Here is a 12,957-nt window from a genome sequence, read left to right as displayed (position 1 = left end):
CGGCGGAGCAGGAGACACCGACGGCCGCCGCACCGGCCGTGCTGGAGATGCGCGGGATCACCAAGACCTTTCCCGGCGTCACAGCGCTCTCCGACGTCAATCTGACCGTGCGCGCCGGCGAGATCCACGCCGTCTGCGGCGAGAACGGTGCGGGCAAGTCCACGCTGGTGAAGGTGCTCAGCGGCGTACATCCGCACGGGAGTTACGAGGGCGAGATCCTCTTCGGCGGCGAGTCCTGCGCCTTCAGGGACATCCGCGCGAGCGAGCAGCGCGGCATCGTCATCATCCACCAGGAACTCGCCCTGGTCCCCTACCTCTCCCTCGCCGAGAACATCTTCCTCGGCAACGAGCACGCCACACGCGGCGTGATCAGCTGGAGCGAGACGCTCCGGCACGCCCAGGCGCTCCTCAAACGGGTGGGTCTGCCGGACAAGCCCCAGACCCGCGTCGCGGACATCGGTGTCGGCAAGCAGCAGTTGGTGGAGATCGCGAAAGCGCTCTCCAAGGAGGTGAAGCTGCTCATCCTCGACGAGCCGACCGCCGCGCTCAACGACGAGGACAGCCGCAAGCTCCTGGAGCTGATCGGCGAGCTGCGCGCACAGGGCATCGCGTGCATCGTCATCTCGCACAAGCTGAACGAGATCCGGCAGATCGCCGACTCCGTCACCATCCTGCGCGACGGACGCACCATCGAGACACTCACCGTGCGCGAACGCCCCGGTGACGCGCCGGAGATCTCCGAGGACCGCATCATCCGCGGGATGGTCGGCCGCGACCTGGACCAGCGTTTCCCGTCACGCACCCTCTACGAGGGCAAGGACGCGGGCCGGGTGGCCCTCTCCGTGAACGGCTGGACGGTACGGCATCCGATCGACCATCAGCGCAAAGTCGTCGACGGCGTTTCGCTCGAGGTGCGGCGCGGCGAGATCGTCGGCATCGCCGGGCTGATGGGGGCGGGCCGTACGGAGCTGGCCATGAGCGTCTTCGGCCGCTCCTACGGTCAGTACGCGGGCGGAACGGTCGAGGTCGAGGGCCGCGAAGTGCTCACCCGCAGCGTGCCCGAGGCGATCTCGCACGGCATCGCCTACGTCACCGAGGACCGCAAGACCTACGGGCTCAACCTCGCGGACAACATCAACCGCAACATCTCCCTCGCCTCGCTCGGCGGGCTCGCCCGGCGCGGCGTCGTCGACGAGCACGCGGAGCGGCAGGTCGCCGAACGCTACCGGCGCTCGATGAACATCAAGGCGCCCACCGTCCACGAGCAGGTCCAGCGGCTCAGCGGCGGCAACCAGCAGAAGGTCGTCCTCAGCAAGTGGATAAACGCCGATCCCGAGGTGCTCATCCTCGACGAGCCGACGCGCGGCATCGACGTCGGCGCGAAGTACGAGATCTACACGGTCATCGACCAGCTCGCCGCCGGCGGCAAGGCGGTCGTCTTCATCTCCTCCGAACTGCCCGAACTGCTGGGGATGTGCGACCGGATCTACACGATGGCGGCCGGCCGGCTCACCGGAGAGGTCGCGCGCCAGGACGCGACCCAGGAGGTCCTGATGCGGCACATGACCGAAACCCTGGACACCAGCGGCAGCACCGGCGCGGGCGCCGACGGCACGAGTGACAAGAGCTGAGGGCCGAGAGATGACGACACCGACCGAAACCCGTTCCCCTTCCGGCGACCGACCGGAACCGCCCGCAGGCGGCGGGACGTCCGCGGGATCGCTGCTGCTGGGCACCGTCCGCAACAACATGCGCCAGTACGGCATGCTCGTCGCGCTCGCACTCATCGTCGTGCTGTTCCAGATATGGACGGACGGCTCGCTGCTGCTGCCCAACAACGTCTCCAACATCGTCCAGCAGAACAGCTACATCCTGATCCTGGCCATGGGCATGATGATGGTGATCATCGCCGGCCACATCGACCTGTCCGTCGGTTCACTGGCCGCGTTCGTGGGTGCCGCCGCGGCGGTGATGATGGTCAGGCACGACATGCCGTGGGTGCTGGCGCTGGTGCTCTCGCTGCTGATCGGCGCGGCTGCAGGCGCCTGGCAGGGCTTCTGGATCGCCTATGTAGGCATCCCCTCCTTCATCGTGACGCTGGCGGGGATGCTGCTCTTCCGCGGCGGTACGCAGATCCTGCTGGAGGGGCAGTCGATCGCTCCCTTCCCCAGGGGGTTCCAGGAGATCGCACAGGGCTTCATCCCGGAGATGGGCCCCTACACCCAGTACCACAACCCCACTCTGGTCATCGGTCTGGTCGTCCTCGCCTTCGTGCTCTTCCAGGAGTGGCGGGACAGGCGGCGGCAGTTGGCGTACGAGCTCGAGGTGCTGCCGTTCAATCTGTGGCTGCTGAAGTGTGCGGCGATCGTGGCGGCCGTCGTGGCCTTCACCCTGACTCTGGCCAGCTACCACGGTGTCCCCCTGGTGCTGCTGATCATGTGCGTACTGCTCATCGGGCTGGGCTTCGTGATGCGCAACGCCGTGGTGGGACGGCATGTGTACGCGCTGGGCGGCAACAAGGCGGCGGCCAAGCTCTCGGGTGTGAAGGACAAGCGGGTCACCTTCCTCGTCTTCGTGAACATGGGCGTCATGGCGGCACTCGCGGGCTGTGTGTACGCGGCACGGCTCAACGCGGGCACACCGCAGGCGGGCATCAACTTCGAACTGGAGGCCATCGCCGCGGCGTTCATCGGCGGCGCGTCGATGAGCGGGGGCGTGGGGACCGTGCTGGGCGCGGTGATCGGCGGGCTTGTGCTCGGCGTGCTCAACAACGGCATGTCGCTGGTGGGGATCGGCACCGACTATCAGCAGGTCATCAAGGGGCTGGTGCTGCTGGCAGCCGTCGGCTTCGACGTCTGGAACAAGCGGAAGGTGGGTTCCTGACGGGTAGGCGGCAAGTGAGACGGCAGGACGGCCGCACACCCCGCCGCTTCGGGCACCCGGAGCCGGCCCGTGTTCCCGCCCCGCTTCGGACGGGAACACGGGCCGGGGGCACGGCCGCGCCGGGAACCCGGGCCAGGGAGGAAAGGCCCCAGGCAGCACTGAGGGCCGCACGCCACGGGACGGGCCCGGAAGACAGGGTGCGGCCCTCCTCTGTACGCGCCTGGGTGCTGTGCTCGCAGGCGCTGCGCGTCAGGCCACGCCGAGGCTGACCTCGATGTTGCCGCGGGTGGCGTTGGAGTAGGGGCAGACCTGGTGGGCCTTCTCCAGCAGGTCCTTGGCCGTTGCCGCGTCCACGCTGGGTATGTGCCCCTCGAGTGTGACCTTGAGGCCGAAGCCGCCCTCCGGGGTGGTGCCGAAACCGACCTTGGCCGTCACCGTCGAGCCGGTGAGGTCGACCTTCTCCTTGCGGGCCACGACGCCGAGAGCGCCCTGGAAGCAGGCACTGTAACCGGCGGCGAAGAGCTGCTCGGGGTTGGTGCCGGCACCGCTGCCGCCCAGCTCCTTGGGCGGGTTGACCACGACGTCGAGCTTGCCGTCGTCACTGGCGACCCGGCCGTCACGGCCGTTCTCGGCGGTGGCGACCGCGGTGTACTTGACGTCGATGGGCTGGATGGACATGAAATCCTCCTGTTCAGTGGCGTGACCGGGGCCTCGCGCCCGAAACCGTCCGGCCGGAGTCGAGCCTAACCACCCCCGCGGCGCCGGGGTCGGCGGGTCGTGGGACCTCACAACCCGCCGAAGGGCCGGGCCTGCTCGGTGTGCTGCAGTACGTACCCGTCAGTCGCCGAGGCTGACGATCATCTTGCCGGTGTTCTCACCCTTGAGCAGACCGAGGAAGGCGTCCGCGGCGTACTCCACGCCCTCCACCACCGTCTCGCGGTACTTCAGTTCGCCCGAGCGGATCCAGCCCGAGACCTCTTCGAAGAACTGCGGCATCAGATCCGCGTGGTCCATCACGAGCATGCCCTGCAGACGCAGCCGCTTGCCGATGACCATGGCGAGGTTGCGCGGGGCGGCAGGCGACTCCGTGTCGTTGTACTGCGCGATCATGCCGCAGATGGTGGCGCGGCCGTGCACGTTCAGCACGCTGATCGCGGCCTCCAGATGGTCACCGCCGACGTTGTCGAAGTAGACGTCGATGCCGTCGGGCGCGGCGTCCTTCAACTGGCTCGTCACGGAGTCCGACTTGTAGTTGAAGGCGGCGTCGAAGCCGTACTCCTCGGTGAGGAGGCGCACCTTCTCGTCCGATCCGGCGCTGCCGATCACACGCGAGGCGCCCTTGAGCCGGGCGATCTGCCCGACCTCGCTGCCGACGGCCCCGGCCGCTCCGGACACGAAGACGGCGTCACCCTCCTTCAGGGAAGCCACCTCGAGCAGTCCCGCGTAAGCGGTCAGGCCCGGCATGCCCAGGACGCCGAGATAGCTCGTCAGCGGGGCGAGGTCCGCCGAGACCTTCGTGGCGTACCGGGCGCGGAGCGTCGCGAACTCCCGCCAGCCCAGGTCGTGCAGCACGTGGTCGCCCGGTGCGAATCCCTCGGCCTGCGAGGCGATGACGATGCCGACGGCTCCTCCGGTCATCGGCTCGTCGAGCTTGAACGGAGGGACGTAGGACTTCACGTCGTTCATCCTGCCGCGCATGTACGGGTCGACGGACAGATGGAGATTCCGGACCAGGATCTCCCCCTCCCCGGGCGCCGCCACCGGACCCTCCCGCAGCGCGAAGTCGTCCTTGGTCGGCCAGCCCTGGGGCCGGGCGATCAGATGCCATTCCCGGCCGGTCGCGGGGAGGGTCTCGGGCGAGCTCATGGTGGTGGCCTCTCAGACGTTCGAGTCAGACGTTCGAGCAAGATGCTTCATGTACTGAAAGAACCCTGCACCTTGATGTTTCATGTTGTCAAGCAAAGCGCTACAGTGGCCCTCATGGCCTCCCGCTCCTCCGCCGGTACCCGCAGAATCGACCCCGACCCCGTCACACGGGAGGTCGTCGAGCTGATCGGCACGGTCGTCGCGCGCTACCACGACGAGTACGAACTGGCAGCCGCCCACCACTCGCTGACCGGCGCCCAGGCCCGCGTCCTCACGCTGCTGGCTCACGAGCCCACACCCATGCGGCAGGTGGCGCGCACGCTCAAGTGCGAGCCGTCGAACGTGACGGGGATAGTCGACCGGCTGGAGTCCCGCGGTCTCGTCGCGCGCCGCTCGGACCCGGCCGACAGGCGGGTGAAGCTGGCCGCCGCGACCGAGGAGGGCGTCGCCATGGCCGGGCGGCTCCGCGCCGCACTCGACTTCGCCCGCGAGCCGCTCGCGGGGCTCACCCCCGCCGAACGGACCGTACTGCGCGACCTGTTGCAGCGCATGCTGGGCGAGGATCCCCCCGACGGGGGTTAGGGGAAGGCCGGAGCGGCACGGCCGTCCGCCCGGGCTCAGCCGGCGAAGGCCGGCTGCGGCAGTCCCTGCCCCGCCCCGGGCACCACCAGCAGCGACCCGGCCAGCGGCCAGGCGGAAGTGTCCGTTCCCACACTCGCCGTCGTCACGTACAGGTCCCGCAGCTCCGCACCTCCGAAAGCGCAGGCCGTCGGCCTGGGAACGGGTATCCGAACCGTACGGTCCAGCCTGCCGTCCGGTGTGTAGCGGCGCACGGCACCGCCGTCCCAGAGCGCCACCCATACGCAGCCGTCGGCGTCGACCGTCAGCCCGTCGGGCCAGCCGTCGCCCTCCTCGATCCGCGCAAAGGTGCGGCGTCCGGAAACCTCGGAGGGGCGGCCGCCGTCCGCACCGCTCACGTCGAAGACATCGATGCGGCGTGTGGGGGTGTCGTTGTAGTACATGAGCCGGCCGTCGGGACTCCAGCCCGTGCCGTTGCTGACCGTGACCTCCGGCAGCACCGTCACCGCCGTGCCGTCCCCGGTCAGCCGCTTGAGGTCGCCGCCGCCGGGCTTCTCGGCGTACGCCATGGTCCCGGCCCACAGGGCACCGTCCGGGGCGATGGCCGCGTCGTTGCCCCGCCGTCCCGGTACGACCTCACGGTGCAGCCATGAGAACGCGCCGTCCGGGCCGTAGAGCCCCACGCCGTCCCGGAGGTTGACGACCAGGCCGCCGCCCTCACGCGGCTTCGCGGCACCCACGTGCTGTTCGGTCGCCATGACCGTCCGGGCACCGTCGGACGGATCGAAGGTGTGGACACGGGAGTTGAGGATGTCCACCCAGATCAGCAGCCCGCGCGCGCTGTCCCAGGTCGGCCCCTCCCCCAGCAGGGCCCGGGCCCCTGCTGCCGCTTCCACCGCGCGCACACCGCTCACCGCTGCCTCCAGCTCCTTCGACGACGTCCGTGACCCGTGCCGTACGGTCAGCCCGCCCCCCGGTGACCGAGCCGTGCGGACAGTTCGGCCGCGCCCTTGACCGCCAGGGCCTCCAGCTCGCCGCGGCGCTCCTCGCTCCAGCGGATCATCGGCACGGAGATGCTCAGCGCCGCCACGACCTGCCCGGCCGAGTCCCGTACGGGTGCGGCGACGCAGCTGACGTCCGGATTGGACTCCTGCTGCTCCACCGCGACACCGCGCGCACGGATCTCCTCCAGCGCGGCACGGAGCGCCCCGGGGGAAGTGATCGAGTCGGGTGTCATCGCCTCCAGAGGCTCCGCCCCGGAGAGTCTCGCCTCCGACTCCTCCTCGGGCAGCGAGGCGAGCAGCATCTTCCCCACCGATGTGCAGTGTGCGGGCAGCCGTCGCCCGGCCGCGGAGACCATGCGCACCGCGTGGGTGCTGTCGACCTTGGCGATGTAGATGACGTGGCGGCCCTCGAGGAGTGCCACGTGCACGGTCTCCTCGCAGGTGTCCGCGACGCTGCGCGCCACCTGCTGCCCCTCGGCCGCGAGGTCGAGCTGCTCGGCGTAGCGGCTGCCGAGCTGATAGCCGCGCACACCCAGCCGGTAGCGTCCAGGCTGACCGGGCGGCTGCACAAGGTAGTTGCGGGCGGTGAGGGTGGTCACCAGTTCGTGCACGGTGGTGCGGGGCAGCTGTAGCTTTCGGGTGATCTCGGGCGCGGAGAGGGTTCCGTCGCTGTCGAGGAACAGCTCCAATATGTCCAGGGCCCTGGTTACGGCCGGCACGAGACGACCCATGTCCCGCCCTCCCCTTGCTCGTTCCGTGCGTGAACCTCCTGGTTCGAAATACCGAAAGTTGACCGGTATCGCGAACACAGCCTAGTCACCGCACCGCCGAGCCGACAATGCCCGCGGGCGCCCGCCTCGGGCCGCCGCAAGCTCCGTCCGTCCCTCAGGCGGACTTGCGCGCACGGGCGGTCTTCTTCGCCGTGGCCTTCTTCGCCGGCGCCTTCTTCGCTGCGGACTTCTGTGCCGTGGTCTTCTGTGCCGTGGTCTTCTTCGCCGCGGCCTTCCCCCCGGACGACGCCTTCTTCGCGGAGCTCTTCGCCGTGGCCGACTTCTTCGCGCCCGCCGTCCCGGCCGCCTTCTTCGCCGTGGCCTTCTTCGCCGGCGCCTTCTTCGCGGACGCCCCCCTCCCGGCCGCCTTCTTCGCCCCGCCGGAGCTCTTCCTGGCCGCGGGCTTCTGCCCCCCGCGCAGCTCGTGCACGGTCGCGTCCGGAGCCTCGGCCTCCCGGCCTTCCTCACCCCGGGACTCCCTGGCCGCCTGCACACTGCTCTCCAGCACGGCCATCAGGTCCACGACCTGTCCCTTCCGGGGCGCCGCGGCGGCCTCCTCGCCGGGCCCCGTCTCCACGCCCTCCATCTTGGCCGTGACGAGCTGCTCGACCGCCGCCCGGTACTCGTCGTGCAGCTCGGACCAGTCCAGGTCCCCCAGCGTCTCCATCAGCGTGTCCGCCAGGTCGAGTTCGGCGTCGCGGATCGTGACGTCCTCCTCGGGCGCGACCCCGCTGACGGACCGGATCTCCTCCGGCCAGAGCATCGTGTGCAGCGCGAGCACGTCCTCGTAGACCCTGAGCAGCCCGAGGCTCTCCCGGCCGCGCATCGCCAGCTTGCCCACCGCGACCTTCCCCGAGCGCTTCAGCGCCTCGCGCAGCAGCGCGTACGGCTTCGCTGCCGACCGGCCGTCGCCCGCCAGGTAGTACGAACGGTCCAGCTGGATCGGATCGACGTCCTCGGAGGGCACGAAGCCGAGGATGTCCACGGTCTTGGCGGTGGGCAGCGGCAGCGCGGCCAAATCGGCGTCCGTCAGCTGCACGGTCGTCCCGTCCCCGGTCTCGAATCCCTTGCCGATCTCCTCCCGGGGCACCTCCTTCTCCTCCAGCTCGCACACCTTCCTGTAGCGGATGCGGCCGCCGTCGGTCGTGTGCACCTGGTGGAAGGAGACGCTGTGGCTCTCGGTGGCCGAAACCACCTTGATCGGTATGGAGACCAGCCCGAAGGAAATGGACCCTTTCCAGATGGATCGCATGGTTCGTCCCTTCTATGGGACTCTCAGGGTATGCCGTACACGGAGGTCGAGGGCCGCCGTCTCGCTCTCAGCAATCTCGACAAGGTGCTCTATCCGGCCACCGGATTCACCAAGGGTGAGGCCCTGCACTACTACGTGACCGTCGCCGAGGCGCTGCTGCCGCACCTGCGGGGCCGCCCCGTCTCGTTCCTCCGTTATCCCGACGGCGTCGAGGCCACGGCCTTCTTCGCCAAGAATGTGCCCCCCGGCGCCCCCGACTGGGTGACCGTACGCAAGATCACCGAGGTGAGCAGCACCCCGCTGCACCAGGTCCTCGTGCACGACCTGCCCACCCTCGTCTGGGCGGCCAACCTGGCCGCGCTGGAGCTGCACACCCCCCAGTGGCGCGTGGAGCACGAGGCACGGGCGGACCGCCTGGTCTTCGACCTCGACCCCGGACCGGGAGCCGGCGTGCTGGAGTGCCGCACCGTCGCCCTGTGGCTGCGCGAACGGCTCGAAGCGGACGGGATCACCGCCCTGCCCAAGACCTCCGGCGGCAAGGGGCTGCACCTCCTGGCGCCCATCGAGGTCACACCGTCGTCGTCGGTCTCCCGCTACGCGAAGAGCGCGGCCGTCGAGGCGGAGGCCGCACTGCCCGGCCTGGCGCTGAGCAGGATGGCGAAGGCGCTGCGGCCGGGAAAGGTCTTCGTCGACCATTCGCAGAACGCCGCGTCCAAGACCACCGCCGCCCCGTACACGCTCCGCGCCATGCACAGGCCCAGCGTCTCCACCCCGCTGACCTGGGACGAGCTGACCGCCGCGCGGGCTGCCGACGATCTCCTCTTCCTCGCCCCGCAGCTGCCCGCACGGCTGGAGCGCCATGGCGACCTGCTGGCGCCGCTGCTCGACCCCGCGCTGGCGCGCCCGCTCCCCGGCCCCTGACCTTGTCCACGGACGGCGCACGGCGACCGGCGACCGGCGACCGGCGACCGGCGACCGGCGACCGGCGGAGCCTGACAGCGCCCGGCCGGCCCGGCTGCGGGGCACGCACGACGCGACGGCGGGCGGCCCGGCACCTTCCCGGGCCACCCGCCGTGGTGCGCTGCTGCGAGGGACTGACGCCGTGACCGGCAAACCTTGCCGGCAGGACCCTAGTTGTTGCCCGTTCCCCAGTCGTCGTCCAGAGGTGTCCTGTGGACGCGAAGTGACCGCACACGGTCACTCACCGAGTCGGGCAGCCTGTGCCCGACCTTCTCCGACACGATGCCGGCCGCCTTCGTGGCGGCTTCGCGGCCGGTCTGCGCGGCAGTCTCGGTGGCGTTGCGTACAGCCGGGTTCTCGGCCAGCCGTTGTGCCGTCTGCCGAAGACGCTCGTAGCGCTCGCGGCCGGCACGCGTACCGAAGACGTACCCGACGGCCAGTCCAGCGACGAACGTGAGCCGGTAGCGCATGGCTCCACCCTTCTATTGGATCTCTCGGATATGCCGATTCCATCAGCTTCCCGGTGGGCACGGGGCCGCACCGATACCGATTTCGGAGTACCCCCTGGCATGCGCTAATGTATTGCCCGCAGCGAGGGAACGCCGACCAGTCCAGGTGGGCGCGTCCACGCAGAGCATTCCCGTGTAGCTCAATCGGCAGAGCAGCCGGCTGTTAACCGGCAGGTTACTGGTTCGAGTCCAGTCGCGGGAGCACCCGAAAGAGCCCCGGCAGGGGCTCTTTTTCTGTGCTGGACAAGTCCGTTGGGAAGGACGGGAACCGATCACCGGGTACTCGGAGTCCTCCCTCCCGTACGTCTCCCCCCGGCACGGGCGGGAGATCGTATGAGCAGCTATGCTGCGGCAGACGCCGCGCGCACAGATGTGCGTGATCCGGCGTACGGGGCGGTAGCTCAGCCGGTTAGAGCAGCGGACTCATAATCCGTCGGCCGTGGGTTCGAGTCCCACCCGCCCCACTCAACCCCTCCCCCGGAAAAGGGTGTTGACCTGCGGCGCGACAAGCAGGCCCCCCCCGGAGGGAACCGCACTTCCTCCTTCCCGGGAAGGTGCCCGCGCGGACGGTGCGTGAGCACCGGTTCCCGGAACGGCCCTCGCCGCACCCGGCATCAACTCCTCGGCTCTCGGCGCGCCGTGACGCGCTCCGGCCCGTCGGCGGCAGCGGCGACGTGCGTCCCGCAGACACCCGTACACCCCGCACACCCGACCCACCGTGGACCACGGGACGGACCACGGGGCGCCGAACCTGCCGGGTGCACCGCGGCACAGCCCCCTCTCGTCAATGAAAGTTGACATCGACCGCTTGTCATCCTAAGTTGACAGCATGGCCGCATCGGACGCACAAGAGGCAGTGGACACCGCAGAGGCCGCCCTGCACAGAGATCCCCACGTGGGACTGCGAGCCGTCGCCGCACTGCGGCGGCTGACCGACCGACTGGAAGCACTCCAGGTCGACAGCGCCCGCGCCCACGGCTGGTCCTGGGACGAGATCGGGGCGGCGCTCGGCGTGAGCAGGCAGGCCGTGCACAAGAAGCACGCGAGGAGGTAGGCGAGGATGTTCGAGCGATTCACACGCACCGCCCGCGAAGTCGTCGTGGGAGCACAGGAAGAGGCACGCGGCCTCGGTCACGACTGGATCGGGACGGAGCATCTGCTGCTCGCCGCGGTACGGCAGTCCGGCGAGCCGGGAGCCGCGACGCTCGTACGGCTCGGGGTCACCGGCGAGAACTGCCGTGCCGCCGTCGCAAGCGTGGTCGGTGGAGGCGGGGACGCGCTGGGCCCCCAGGACGCGGAGGCGCTGAAGTCCCTGGGCATCGACCTCGACGAGATCCGGCGCCGCGCCGAAGGCTCCTTCGGGGACGGCGCGTTGGACACTCCCCCCGGCGATCCCGGCACGAAGCCCCGGCGGAGGTTCCCCTTCGGGCGCCGGCGCGAGGAGGGCACGGGCGGCGCCGGGGCCGCCCCGCCCGGTGCGGCCGGTACCCCCGCCGGTACCCCCGGTGCGGCCGGACCGCACGGCCACATCCGCTTCACCGGCCGAGCGAAGAAGGCCCTGGAGCTGTCGCTGCGGGAAGCGGTCGCGCGCAAGGACCGGCGCATCGGTGTCGAGCACATCGTGCTCGCCCTGCTGCGCGGCGACGACAAGATCTCACAGGGGATGTTCCGGCAACTGGGCGTCGTCCCGGGCGAGATGCGGGATCTCGTGCTCGCCGACCTCCGCGCCGCGGCCTGACGCTCCGGCTCCAGGAGGCCGCGGCGGTCCGCGGGAGGACCGGTCCGCGGGAGGACCGGGGCGGGGGCGGGGCCGGAGGCGGAGGCGGGGCTGGAGGCGGGACCTGGGGCCGGGCAGGGGTCACACGGCGGACGCCATCCGCCGTACCGCCTCCTCCAGGATCTCCGGCGAGGTGGCGGTGTTCAGCCGCACGTGCCCCTCGCCCCCGGTACCGAAGGCCGGTCCCGGTATGAGGGCGACGCGGCCCCGCTCCAGGAACGCCGCCGCGGGGTCGTCGAGGCCCAGGGCGCGGCAGTCCAGCCACGCCAGGAACGTCCCCTCGTGCGGCCGGTGGCGTACGTCCGGGAGATGGCGTCCGAGCAGCTCCGTCAGCAGCCGCCTGTTGCGGTCCAGTCCCGCCAGCAGCGCATCCAGCCACTGCGTGCCGTACCGGAGCGCCGCGACGTGCCCGATCACGCCCAGGTGGCTGGGACCGTGACTGACCTCCTCCGGCATCCGGGCCAGCTCACGGGCGGAGTCACTTCCGGCGAGGGCCACCGCCGCCTTGAGTCCCGCAAGGTTCCACGCCTTGGACGCCGACATCAGCGAGAAGGCACGCTCCGTGCCGGGCAGCGACAGGTACGGCACATGGTGTGCCCCGGGCAGCACCAGCGGCGCGTGGATCTCGTCGGCGACGACGCGTACGCCGAATCTGTCCGCCAGCTCGGTCACCGCGGCCAGTTCGCCGGCGGTGTGGACGGTGCCGGTGGGATTGTGCGGACTGCACAACAGGTACGCGGCCCGGCGGCCGCCCCCGCCTCCGCCCGTGGCCGTGGCCGTGGCCGTGGCGGTGGCCGTGGCGGTACGGAACGCCTCGGCGAGGGTGCCGGTGTCCACACGGCCCTCCGCGTCCAGGGGCGCCTCGAGGACTCTGCGGCCCATGTGGGAGACGAACTGGTAGAAGGGCGGATACACAGGGGAGTTGACCACCACGGCGTCACCGGGGGAGGTGATCAGCTTCAGCACTTCCACGACCCCCGCCATCACGTCCGGCACGATCGCCGCGCGCTCCGGCCGCACCGTCCATCCCCATCGCCGTTCGGAGAACTCTCCCAGCGCCGCGATGTACTCCTCCGCCATCGCGTACCCGGTGTCCCCGCTCTCCACCGCCGAGTGCAGCGCCCGGGCGACGGGAGGGGCCAGCCGCACGTCCATCTCCGCGATCCACAGCGGCAGCACATCCGGGGGATGCACACGCCACTTCGCACTGCTGCGGCGGCGCAGTTCGTCCAGGGAGCACTCGAGCAGCGGATTCTTCGCATCTACGTCCACCCCGACCACGCTAGTTCCGATCGGCCCTCATGAGCAGACCGCGTGGGCCGAGGGTGGTATCCGGGGCGCGAGCGCACGTAGGGCA

13 protein-coding genes and 2 tRNA genes are annotated in these 12,957 nt (G+C 70.3%); 8 read left to right on the top strand and 7 right to left on the bottom strand.

Going from position 1 to position 12,957, the window contains the following annotated elements; genetic code table 11:
• The first annotated feature begins 47 nt into the window (after positions 1-47).
• Both mmsA and mmsB read left to right on the top strand, forming a co-directional pair.
• A complete protein-coding gene (gene mmsA / locus H343_RS31700) occupies positions 48-1,631 on the top strand; it encodes a multiple monosaccharide ABC transporter ATP-binding protein (protein ID WP_051265601.1) in 1,584 nt (527 codons plus the stop codon).
• Between the two features lie 10 nt (positions 1,632-1,641).
• Positions 1,642-2,883 (top strand): multiple monosaccharide ABC transporter permease, encoded by a 1,242-nt coding sequence (mmsB, locus tag H343_RS0120040; protein WP_028432609.1) that lies wholly within the window; start codon positions 1,642-1,644, stop codon positions 2,881-2,883.
• Positions 2,884-3,132: 249 nt separating this feature from the next.
• Here the strand turns inward: mmsB and H343_RS0120035 are convergent, their stop codons facing one another.
• Both H343_RS0120035 and H343_RS0120030 read right to left on the bottom strand, forming a co-directional pair.
• Complete coding sequence (locus H343_RS0120035; RefSeq protein ID WP_028432608.1) at positions 3,133-3,561, bottom strand: organic hydroperoxide resistance protein; 429 nt, start codon at positions 3,559-3,561, stop codon at positions 3,133-3,135.
• 159 nt (positions 3,562-3,720) lie between these two features.
• The gene (locus H343_RS0120030) at positions 3,721-4,749 is read right to left on the bottom strand and encodes an MDR family NADP-dependent oxidoreductase (RefSeq protein WP_028432607.1); all 1,029 of its coding nucleotides are present in this window, start codon (positions 4,747-4,749) and stop codon (positions 3,721-3,723) included.
• A 114-nt stretch (positions 4,750-4,863) separates the two neighbouring features.
• On the opposite strand from H343_RS0120030, the gene H343_RS0120025 reads away from it, so the two are divergent.
• Positions 4,864-5,331: a MarR family transcriptional regulator gene (locus tag H343_RS0120025; RefSeq protein WP_051265599.1), complete on the top strand. Its 468-nt coding sequence runs from the start codon at positions 4,864-4,866 to the stop codon at positions 5,329-5,331.
• 35 nt (positions 5,332-5,366) lie between these two features.
• Here the strand turns inward: H343_RS0120025 and H343_RS0120020 are convergent, their stop codons facing one another.
• The 3 genes from H343_RS0120020 to ku form a co-directional block, all read right to left on the bottom strand.
• Positions 5,367-6,242 (bottom strand): SMP-30/gluconolactonase/LRE family protein, encoded by an 876-nt coding sequence (locus H343_RS0120020; protein ID WP_037904412.1) that lies wholly within the window; start codon positions 6,240-6,242, stop codon positions 5,367-5,369.
• Positions 6,243-6,289: 47 nt separating this feature from the next.
• Positions 6,290-7,063, bottom strand: coding sequence for an IclR family transcriptional regulator (locus tag H343_RS0120015; RefSeq protein ID WP_028432604.1), 774 nt, complete (start codon positions 7,061-7,063; stop codon positions 6,290-6,292).
• Positions 7,064-7,217: 154 nt separating this feature from the next.
• On the bottom strand, positions 7,218-8,354 hold the full coding sequence (gene ku / locus H343_RS0120010; RefSeq protein WP_028432603.1) for a non-homologous end joining protein Ku: 1,137 nt from the start codon (positions 8,352-8,354) through the stop codon (positions 7,218-7,220).
• A gap of 30 nt (positions 8,355-8,384) precedes the next feature.
• Here ku and ligD point away from each other — a divergent pair, with 30 nt between their 5' ends.
• Positions 8,385-9,275 carry a non-homologous end-joining DNA ligase gene (ligD, locus tag H343_RS0120005; protein ID WP_028432602.1) on the top strand — a complete coding sequence of 297 codons (891 nt, stop codon included), beginning with the start codon at positions 8,385-8,387 and terminating at the stop codon, positions 9,273-9,275.
• Between the two features lie 209 nt (positions 9,276-9,484).
• On the opposite strand, the gene H343_RS0120000 is transcribed toward ligD, so the two are convergent.
• Complete coding sequence (locus tag H343_RS0120000) at positions 9,485-9,784, bottom strand: YtxH domain-containing protein (RefSeq protein ID WP_028432601.1); 300 nt, start codon at positions 9,782-9,784, stop codon at positions 9,485-9,487.
• Between the two features lie 168 nt (positions 9,785-9,952).
• Here H343_RS0120000 and H343_RS0119995 point away from each other — a divergent pair.
• From H343_RS0119995 to H343_RS0119980, 4 genes are all read left to right on the top strand, one after another.
• A tRNA-Asn gene (locus tag H343_RS0119995) sits at positions 9,953-10,025 on the top strand.
• 188 nt (positions 10,026-10,213) lie between these two features.
• Positions 10,214-10,287: transfer RNA gene (locus H343_RS0119990), tRNA-Ile, on the top strand.
• 365 nt (positions 10,288-10,652) lie between these two features.
• On the top strand, positions 10,653-10,877 hold the full coding sequence (locus H343_RS0119985) for a hypothetical protein (protein WP_028432600.1): 225 nt from the start codon (positions 10,653-10,655) through the stop codon (positions 10,875-10,877).
• A 6-nt stretch (positions 10,878-10,883) separates the two neighbouring features.
• Complete coding sequence (locus tag H343_RS0119980; protein ID WP_028432599.1) at positions 10,884-11,561, top strand: Clp protease N-terminal domain-containing protein; 678 nt, start codon at positions 10,884-10,886, stop codon at positions 11,559-11,561.
• A gap of 120 nt (positions 11,562-11,681) precedes the next feature.
• Here the strand turns inward: H343_RS0119980 and H343_RS0119975 are convergent, their stop codons facing one another.
• Positions 11,682-12,872 carry a MalY/PatB family protein gene (locus H343_RS0119975; protein ID WP_486586975.1) on the bottom strand — a complete coding sequence of 397 codons (1,191 nt, stop codon included), beginning with the start codon at positions 12,870-12,872 and terminating at the stop codon, positions 11,682-11,684.
• Between the last annotated feature and the right edge of the window lie 85 nt (positions 12,873-12,957).

The sequence above is a fragment of the Streptomyces sp. TAA204 genome (genome assembly GCF_000424965.1).
This window is presented reverse-complemented; position numbering and strand designations above follow the sequence as displayed.

Bases quoted from the DNA above. Each gene is read 5' to 3' on its own strand.
- mmsA (WP_051265601.1), top strand. From the start codon at position 48: ATGCGCGGGATCACCAAGACCTTTCCCGGCGTCACAGCGCTCTCCGAC.
- mmsB (WP_028432609.1), top strand. From the start codon at position 1,642: ATGACGACACCGACCGAAACCCGTTCCCCTTCCGGCGACCGACCGGAA.
- H343_RS0120035 (WP_028432608.1), bottom strand. From the start codon at position 3,561: ATGTCCATCCAGCCCATCGACGTCAAGTACACCGCGGTCGCCACCGCC.
- H343_RS0120030 (WP_028432607.1), bottom strand. From the start codon at position 4,749: ATGAGCTCGCCCGAGACCCTCCCCGCGACCGGCCGGGAATGGCATCTG.
- H343_RS0120025 (WP_051265599.1), top strand. From the start codon at position 4,864: ATGGCCTCCCGCTCCTCCGCCGGTACCCGCAGAATCGACCCCGACCCC.
- H343_RS0120015 (WP_028432604.1), bottom strand. From the start codon at position 7,063: ATGGGTCGTCTCGTGCCGGCCGTAACCAGGGCCCTGGACATATTGGAG.
- ku (WP_028432603.1), bottom strand. From the start codon at position 8,354: ATGCGATCCATCTGGAAAGGGTCCATTTCCTTCGGGCTGGTCTCCATA.
- ligD (WP_028432602.1), top strand. From the start codon at position 8,385: ATGCCGTACACGGAGGTCGAGGGCCGCCGTCTCGCTCTCAGCAATCTC.
- H343_RS0120000 (WP_028432601.1), bottom strand. From the start codon at position 9,784: ATGCGCTACCGGCTCACGTTCGTCGCTGGACTGGCCGTCGGGTACGTC.
- H343_RS0119985 (WP_028432600.1), top strand. From the start codon at position 10,653: ATGGCCGCATCGGACGCACAAGAGGCAGTGGACACCGCAGAGGCCGCC.
- H343_RS0119980 (WP_028432599.1), top strand. From the start codon at position 10,884: ATGTTCGAGCGATTCACACGCACCGCCCGCGAAGTCGTCGTGGGAGCA.